Here is a 7,919-nt window from a genome sequence, read left to right as displayed (position 1 = left end):
GGGCATACCGGAACCTTTGGGCTCGATCCAATAAACGCTTGGGGAGAGAATACCTCTACTTTTTCAGAAGCAATTCTGTCTAAGCAAGTAATCTCTGTGAACCAAGAATCCCCGTCTCTTTAGAGCGGGGAGTGTCAAATCGGTAAACGCTGAATATCTCGGTTAGAACCAATCACCACCATGGCTAAATCCTTGTATAATCTTTCTTGGGGATTGGGGTTAATCTTGAATTTTTCCGCATTACCGACAGCGACAATATTTAACCCATAACGATTACGAATTTCTAACTCTGCTAGGGTTTTACCGTGAAAAGCTTCCGGGACTTTTAACTCGACAATACTATGTTCGGGATCGAGATCAAATCGTTCTAAAATTGATGGTCTAGTTAAACGGTGCGCTAACTCACAACCAGCATCGTATTCGGGAAAAACTACTAAATCTGCACCAACTTTTTTGAGTAATTTTCCATGGATTTCTGTGGAGGCTTTAGCGGCGACAAAATTAACCCCCGCTTCCTTACAATTGAGAGTAGTAATGATACTTTCTTCCACGTATTTACCAATAGCGACAATCACCGTATCGGTTTCAAAAATTCCCGCTTCTCGCAGGGCGTTAGGTTTGGTAGAATCAAGCTCGATCGCATTATCTACTATTCGATCGGATAACGCTTGTGCTACTAATCCTTCGTCAATATCTGTCGCTACCACTTGATAACCTTGTTTGCGTAAGGTTTCACAGACGGCGCGCCCAAATCTGCCTAATCCGATGACGGCAAATTGACGATTTTGGGGACGCATACTACTAAAAAATTTAATTGATTGCATAAGAAGTTAAACTGTTACGCATTTAAAATGCTAGTGTCAATGAGTGAGGAGACAGGAGAAACTGATAACTGATAACTGATATTAATTATCCCACTAAAAGGTTTTCTTCGGGGTAATTAATAACTGTTGGTTTCGGATCGCCGATGATAGCCGCTATTAAAAGTATAACTCCTACCCGTCCCAGATACATCATAAAAACAATAATTAACTTAGAAATCGGCGATAAAGCGGCGGTTATCCCCATAGATAGGCCGACAGTTCCAAAGGCAGAAACTACCTCAAAAAACAGCTGAATCATTTGAAAATCTGTCTCCACAAATGAGATGGCTAGGGTGGAGACAATAATCGCTATAACCGAACCAAAAACCACCGCCATTGACTTTAAAATTAACGGCATAGGAATGCGTCTTTGATAAAGAGTCACTTCTTCACGACCTCTTAAAACCGAGCGAGTACAATTATATAAAATCCTAACAGTTGTGGTTTTAATACCTCCCCCTGTACCGCTAGGACTGGCTCCTATAAACATGAGAGCCATGGTAATTAATAAACCTTCTACGGAAATTTTACCAATATCAATGGTATTAAATCCGGCTGTTCTCGATGTTACCGATTGGAACCAAGCGGCCAGCAATTTATCTTTAAGTGATAAATTAGCTAAAGTGTCACCATTTCCCTGTTCAGTAAGTAAAAAAGCCAAGGTTCCTATCACTAATAAAAATATAGTTGTGCTGATAGCAACTTTATAGTTAAGGGAAAAAACAAAGCCTTTTCGTTTATATTGAAAGCGGTAAATAAACCAAGTGTAAAACTCGATAATTACTTGATAACCGATACCTCCAAAAACGATCAATCCTGTGATAGCTAAGTTAATAATAATTGAGGATTGATAGGACATCAAGTTATCTTTAAACAAGCCAAAACCCGCATTATTCCAAGCACTAATACTATGAAATAAAGATAACCACACTGCATATCTAAAATCATACTTTTGGGCGAAGACAGTTAACATAACCAAAGTTGCTGTTAACTCAAAAACTAGAGTAGTAGCAATCACTGATTTCATTAAACTTTGACTACCTTGTAGGAAAGGTCGATCGAAGGATTCTTGAATCGCTAACTTCTGTCTCAGGTCAAATTTTCGCCCAATTAATAACATTAAAAAAGTGGTAGTGGTCATATAACCCAAACCTCCCACTTGCACTAATAAAGCAATAAATAATTGACCCCAAAAAGAAAAATAAGTCCCCGTATCTACTACTGCTAAACCCGTAACACAGACAGCAGAAGTGGAGGTAAAGAGGGCAACAATTGGGTCATTCCAAGTGCCGCTAGTGGTAGAAACAGGCAACATCAACAGGGAAGTTCCCGCTAAAATTACCGCAATAAATCCCAAGCAAATTGTCCGGGCAATCGTCATATAAATTCCTTAGTGAAAGTAGCTAAGAGAAGATTGTTTTTTGGCTAACACTTCTTGATAAACTAACTGTAAGCGATCAATATTTTTGCTGAGACTGTAAGAGTCTAAAACTCTTTGACGGGCTTTTTGTCCGAAAATTGTTGTTAATTCGGGATGATCTCGTAATACGGGCAAGAGAGTTTTTAATTGGGTAATTAGTCCTTTAGTATCTAGAACTATTCCCGCACCTTTTAACACTTCCCCATCGGCCCCCACATCCGTAGCCAGACAAGCAACACCGCAGGCCATCGCTTCCAAGAGGGAAATCGATAAACCTTCCACTAATGAGGGCAAAATAAAGCCGTCAACCCCGCGCAAAATTTCAATTCGTTTATTTTCATCGCCGATAAAACCTAACCAGATAATACCATCTTCTTCTCCATAAAAAGGTTTAAGGGAAGGAGTTAACGGACCATCGCCCACAATGAGCAGTTTGCATCTATCACCTAAACTGGTTTTTTTCCAAGCTTTCAATAAAGATTCTACATTTTTCTCCGGCATGATCCGACCGAGATAAACAAATAAACAATCGGCATTATATTGAGCTTTAATATTCGAGGGTCCTGGACAATACTTATTAACATCAACCCCATTGGGAATAATTGCTAATTTTTCTTCGGGAACTCCCAATTTAACTAAAAAATCCCGTTGAGAGGTGGAAAAAATAATTACTTTATCGTAATTAGCTAAAAAAGGGGCGTGTAGTTGGTAGGTTAATAATTGGGTACTAGAGATGAGATTGCGAATTTTACTATCAAAAGCCGGGTGAAAAGTCGCCACCAGAGGCAAATCTAAAGACTCACAAATTTCCGGTAGCAGAAAATCGAGGGGAGACAGGGGTAAGGACGCATGAACTAGATCGGGTTTCAGTTCCCTGAGCTTATCCTGTAGAACCCGACTCGATTTCAGGGTGGGAATAGTATAGACTTGGGAACTATAGAGACGTGGCAGGGTGATTTCGTCGTAAAAGTCGGGCCAATCGCTGACAGTGGGTTTTTCGGAAGAAAAATGCAGAAAACTGACTTGATAATCTCGATCGAGCAGGGAATTAGTCACTTCTCGCCCATAGGTAACGTTACCGCAAAAAGGAGATTTTTTTCCTAACCAGGCAATGTGCATTGAGATTCTCTTAAGAAAAAGTTAATTTAGCCAAATATCAGCTTACTAAATTAGCCGTAAAATTAAAAGCTAATAGAGTACCTAAAACAATAGACCTCTTGCAGAAATCAAAAATCGTTGTTAGGGTTAGGAGTCAGTAGCCAGTAGTCAGTAGTCAGGAGAATTAAAAATGAGCATTAATCAATTAAATGGTCTATTTACAGATTTTATGCCATTTAATCCTTATTTTTGCCGTTTTTGAACCATGAAAAATTAATTATGCAAGAGGTTTAATTAATTATCCATCTAAACCGTCAGCCCTCAGTCGAACGCTTTTTCACCGGATTAGTAAACAGTGAACTAAAAACTCAAATCTGATCCCTGATAAGCTGTCTCCTGTCGACCGTCTCCTGTCGACCGTCTCCTCACCTAAGGGAAGATTTTTGCTGTTTGCAGGAGATCTACTGATTCACCGAGGACTTGCGACGACGACAGCGTTCTGAACAGTATTTGACCTCATGCCAACAGTTTTGCCACTTTTTGCGCCAAGTAAAGGATAAACCGCAAACGGGACAAATTTTACTGGGAAGATCGGACTTCGATATCTGACGTGCCATGATTAAAATTAAAAAGTCAAAAACTGCGCCTTATCTATGAGTGTAGATGAAAATAATCAGAGTTCCCCACTCGATCGCCTGAGAATTATTTTAGTTGAACCAGCCGGAGCCTTAAATGTGGGTTCCACTGCCAGAATTATGCGGAATATGGGCTTAAGTCGCTTAATTATCGTCAATCCCGCCTGTGATATCCTTGCAGAAGAAGCGCGACGCATGGCAGTACACGGAATTGAAGTCCTAGAAAACTGTTCACGGGTAGCCACCCTTGGGGAAGCTTTGCAGGGTTGTCATCGCATCATTGCCACCACCTCGAAACCCCGTCACCTGAATACTCCCCTCGAAACACCCCGGGCTGCTTTACCCTGGTTACTCACCCCTAACCTGGAATCGGCCTTAATTTTCGGGCCAGAAGACCGGGGTTTAAGTAACAGCGAACTGAACCACGCCCAGCGTTTTGTCGGTATTCCCGCTAATCCTCAATATTCCTCCCTTAATCTGGCCCAAGCGGTGGCGGTTTGCTCCTACGAACTGTACCAAATGGCGACGGAAAATAGGCTCGAACCCCCGGTAGAAACGCTCCCCAATGCCACTTTTGAGGCTCTAGAAGGCTATTATCAGCACTTGGAGAGCTTTTTGCTCAAAATTGGCTATCTTTACCCCCACACCGCCGCCGCTAGGATGGAGAAATTCCGGCAATTTTATCATCGGGCCCGGCCCACGGTGGAGGAATTAGCCCTGCTGCGGGGCATTATCGGTCATATTGAAAGTATCGGGCAACTTTTTCTCGGTCTTGATAGTCTCAAGGGCAAGAAAAAAAATTCTCCTAGCGATCGATAATAAATCTGGATACCCTTGAGGAAAACCGTGACTCGTCAAGTAACTCGTCGTCCTACTAAAGTCCAATCTGGCCCTGAGTCCCCTAGGGCCATGGACTTAAACAACAAAAAAAAGTCTTTACCGGTTAAAAGGGCAAAAAAACAGCGTAAAACTAACCTAATCGCCTCTTTTCTCCTTCAGGTTCTTCGCTTCTCTATCCTTGGTGTCGGTTTAGGTGCGATCGCTGGTACGGTTTTAACGGTGGTGGATCCAAGCAAATTACCCCTACACCCAAAACCCACCGCTACTAATTCCCCGACTCCCAAACCCGTCACCCCAAAACCGACCACCTTAGTTTTAAACGAAAATCTCAGCAGCCTTAACCAGAAATTACAGGCTTTAGCGGTCAAATATCCGAAATTAAAGGCGGGAGCTTTATTTATTGACCTCGATAACGGTGCTTACGCTAATTTTCGAGAAGATACTATTTTTGCTGCCGCTAGTACGATTAAAATCCCGATTCTGGTGGCCTTTTTTGAGGATGTGGACGCGGGGAAAATTCGTCTCGATGAAACCCTTGTGGCCACTAAGGATGTCCTGGCCAGTGGGTCCGGGGATATGCAGTATCTAGGAGTGAATAAAACCTATACTGCCCTAGAAACCGCCACTAAAATGAACGTAATTAGCGATAATACCGCTACTAATATGTTAATCAAGCGCATGGGCGGCAAAGAGGCTCTTAATCAGCGTTTTCAAGCTTGGGGTTTGACCAGTACGGTAATTAATAACGCTTTACCTGACTTGGAAGGAACCAATACCACAAGTCCGAGAGATTTGGTGACAATCTTAGGAAAAGTTAATCAAGGGGAATTACTCAGTTTACGTTCCCGCGATCGTCTATTGAATATTATGCAGGAAACGCGCACTCGCACCCTGCTGCCCCAAGGTATCGAGAAATCCGCCGATATTGCCCATAAAACCGGTGATATTGGCTCGATGTTAGCGGATGCGGGGATTATTGATATGCCCAACGGGAAACGCTATCTAGGAGCAGTGATGGTGAAACGTCCCCACAATGATAGTAACGCTAGGACTCTGATTCAACAAATATCGCGCACGGCCTACCAACACTTTAAATGGTATCAAACTCAACCGGCAGCCAAACCGCAACCAGTCGCCCAGTCTTCTCCCTCTCCTAGTCCAGTCGTTAGTCCTAGTCCGGGTAATTAGGGTTTGCGGCAAAAAGTTTTTCGTGGGGGTAGGGTGTGGGGTGTGGGGTGTGGGGTGTGGGGTGTGGGGTTTTACCCATTTTCAGGTGGTCAATTACCTAATTTTCAGGGAAAAAGTCCAGGAATTTTGCCCCCGATCCCCGCAATGGCTGGCACTTTTTGAGGGAAAAAAAGTCTAAAAGTCTTATCCAACAAGGTTTTTAGATTTATTAAGCAAACCCTAATTAGCCCCTAGGTTAAATTATTGGCTAAAAGATGGGCCAATTGTTCGGCATTTGCCCGGGGGGAAAGACGAGGAAGGATTTTTTCCCCCGTGGCCAGTTTTTGACAGAGGACGGGGATTTCGTACTGATAAGCGTTAAACCAATCCTCTCGACTGGTAATGTCCCTAATTTCTAACTGCCACTCCGGTTGACGGATTTTTTCTAGTTTCTCTAGCAACCCTTCGCAAAGATGACAGTCCGGTTTACTGTATAAAATTAGTTCTATGGTAGTCATAAATATTTATGTTCATTACCTCCACGATTAGTCTCTCATCAACAATTCTACAAACTCCCACACCCACACCGACTTTAAATAATAATTTAGTTAATTCAGGTTCTCAAGATCTAGTCTATATCGGTGTGTTTCTTCTGGCAATCACCCTAGTCATTGTTATTGGTATTATCAATCAAAAAATTGAATACGCTCTCATTTTTGCCGCCACTCTCACTGCTATTTTAGTTGCTTTCTTCTGGTTTTTATAAGTCCTTCAACCAAGGGGATTGAGGTGATGGTCATTCTGACTTCCCCGACCGACTCCTAACACCCTATATACAAGCAAAACGATCGGACTTGTAATATAATTGTATTGATTGTCCCTTGTTGCTAGAATCACCCCAAATTGACTCAATGGGTTTATAAACGATGACAACCCTAGATATTGCTACCGATATTGTCTGTCCTCCCACCGATTTATGGAGTGATGAACCACCCGTGGAAAGTGATCTGCATTTACAACAAATTATTTTATTATTATCTTGTCTTGATTGGCTCTGGCAAGATAGAAACGATTACTATGCCTCGGGCAATTTGACTATTTATTATAACGAAAGACAACTGAAACAGCGAGATTTTTGTGGACCAGATTTTTTCGTGGTTTTAGATACAGAGAAACGTCTCAGGAAAAGTTGGGTCGTCTGGGGAGAAGGGGGTAAATATCCCAATTTAATCATCGAAATTCTCTCCGATTCCACCGCTAATGTGGACAGAAAAGCCAAAAAGGAACTATATCAGCATACTTTCCGGACTCCTGAGTATTTTTGGTTTGATCCTAATACCTTAGAATGGCAAGGATTCACTTTAATCGAGGGACAATACCAACCGATTACCCCCAATGAAAACGGTTATTTATGGAGTAAGCAACTGGGATTATATTTAGGAATTTTTGCCAATAAATTGCGCTATTTCACCGAATCAGGTGAATTGGTTCCCACCCCTCAAGAGTCGGCCCGACAGGAAAGATTAGCCAAAGAACAGGAAAGATTAGCCAAAGAAAGAGAACAACAACGGGCGGAAAAATTAGCCCAAAAGCTGCGAGAATTGGGCATTAATCCCGATGAAATTGCTTAAATATCCGATTGGGGGTGTTAGGGTGGAAACCACGGCGCAATTTTTCCTTAATTGCTAGGCATTAAGATGAGTAATCCGAAACTCTGATTCTAGCCTAGAAATCATGGCAAAATCTCCACACTGATGTTATAATAATGACCAAGGGCAACAATCTTCAAATATAATTAATGCCATGGTGCAAAAAATAGCTTTTTTTAATCATAAAGGTGGAGTGAGCAAAACTACAACCACTTTTAACCTTGGTTGGATGCTTGCTGAGAAGGGC

At 42.0% G+C, this 7,919-nt stretch carries 10 protein-coding genes; 5 read left to right on the top strand and 5 right to left on the bottom strand.

Annotation, left to right across the window (positions count from 1 at the left end):
- Positions 1-134: 134 nt before the first annotated feature.
- The 4 genes from PX482_RS11070 to PX482_RS11055 form a co-directional block, all read right to left on the bottom strand.
- Entirely contained in the window at positions 135-824 is a 690-nt protein-coding gene (locus PX482_RS11070; RefSeq protein WP_079210125.1) for a potassium channel family protein, read from the bottom strand.
- 85 nt (positions 825-909) lie between these two features.
- Positions 910-2,244 carry a TrkH family potassium uptake protein gene (locus PX482_RS11065; protein WP_002758562.1) on the bottom strand — a complete coding sequence of 445 codons (1,335 nt, stop codon included), beginning with the start codon at positions 2,242-2,244 and terminating at the stop codon, positions 910-912.
- A 9-nt stretch (positions 2,245-2,253) separates the two neighbouring features.
- Positions 2,254-3,402 carry a glycosyltransferase family 4 protein gene (locus PX482_RS11060; RefSeq protein ID WP_147072712.1) on the bottom strand — a complete coding sequence of 383 codons (1,149 nt, stop codon included), beginning with the start codon at positions 3,400-3,402 and terminating at the stop codon, positions 2,254-2,256.
- Positions 3,403-3,842: 440 nt separating this feature from the next.
- On the bottom strand, positions 3,843-3,998 hold the full coding sequence (locus tag PX482_RS11055; RefSeq protein WP_071825010.1) for a DUF2256 domain-containing protein: 156 nt from the start codon (positions 3,996-3,998) through the stop codon (positions 3,843-3,845).
- 36 nt (positions 3,999-4,034) lie between these two features.
- Between PX482_RS11055 and PX482_RS11050 the strand changes: the two genes are divergently transcribed.
- Together PX482_RS11050 and PX482_RS11045 are read left to right on the top strand one after the other, a co-directional pair.
- A complete protein-coding gene (locus PX482_RS11050) occupies positions 4,035-4,835 on the top strand; it encodes an RNA methyltransferase (protein ID WP_288122441.1) in 801 nt (266 codons plus the stop codon).
- Between the two features lie 27 nt (positions 4,836-4,862).
- Positions 4,863-6,044 carry a serine hydrolase gene (locus tag PX482_RS11045; protein WP_288122440.1) on the top strand — a complete coding sequence of 394 codons (1,182 nt, stop codon included), beginning with the start codon at positions 4,863-4,865 and terminating at the stop codon, positions 6,042-6,044.
- 230 nt (positions 6,045-6,274) lie between these two features.
- Here PX482_RS11045 and PX482_RS11040 read toward each other — a convergent pair whose 3' ends face one another.
- Positions 6,275-6,541, bottom strand: a complete 267-nt coding sequence (locus tag PX482_RS11040) for a glutaredoxin family protein (protein ID WP_002758558.1) — start codon at positions 6,539-6,541, stop codon at positions 6,275-6,277.
- A gap of 8 nt (positions 6,542-6,549) precedes the next feature.
- Between PX482_RS11040 and PX482_RS11035 the strand changes: the two genes are divergently transcribed.
- The 3 genes from PX482_RS11035 to PX482_RS11025 all read left to right on the top strand — a co-directional run.
- Positions 6,550-6,789 (top strand): hypothetical protein, encoded by a 240-nt coding sequence (locus PX482_RS11035; protein ID WP_002758556.1) that lies wholly within the window; start codon positions 6,550-6,552, stop codon positions 6,787-6,789.
- Between the two features lie 160 nt (positions 6,790-6,949).
- Positions 6,950-7,654 carry a Uma2 family endonuclease gene (locus tag PX482_RS11030; protein WP_002786484.1) on the top strand — a complete coding sequence of 235 codons (705 nt, stop codon included), beginning with the start codon at positions 6,950-6,952 and terminating at the stop codon, positions 7,652-7,654.
- A gap of 172 nt (positions 7,655-7,826) precedes the next feature.
- Positions 7,827-7,919: ParA family protein (locus tag PX482_RS11025; RefSeq protein ID WP_288122442.1), on the top strand; the 93-nt coding region annotated here is incomplete at its 3' end.

It is taken from the genome of Microcystis sp. M53602_WE12 (assembly GCF_030065455.1).
GTDB lineage: Bacteria > Cyanobacteriota > Cyanobacteriia > Cyanobacteriales > Microcystaceae > Microcystis > Microcystis aeruginosa.
The sequence above is the reverse complement of the archived record's forward strand: the minus strand, read 5'-3'. Positions and strand labels throughout refer to the sequence as shown.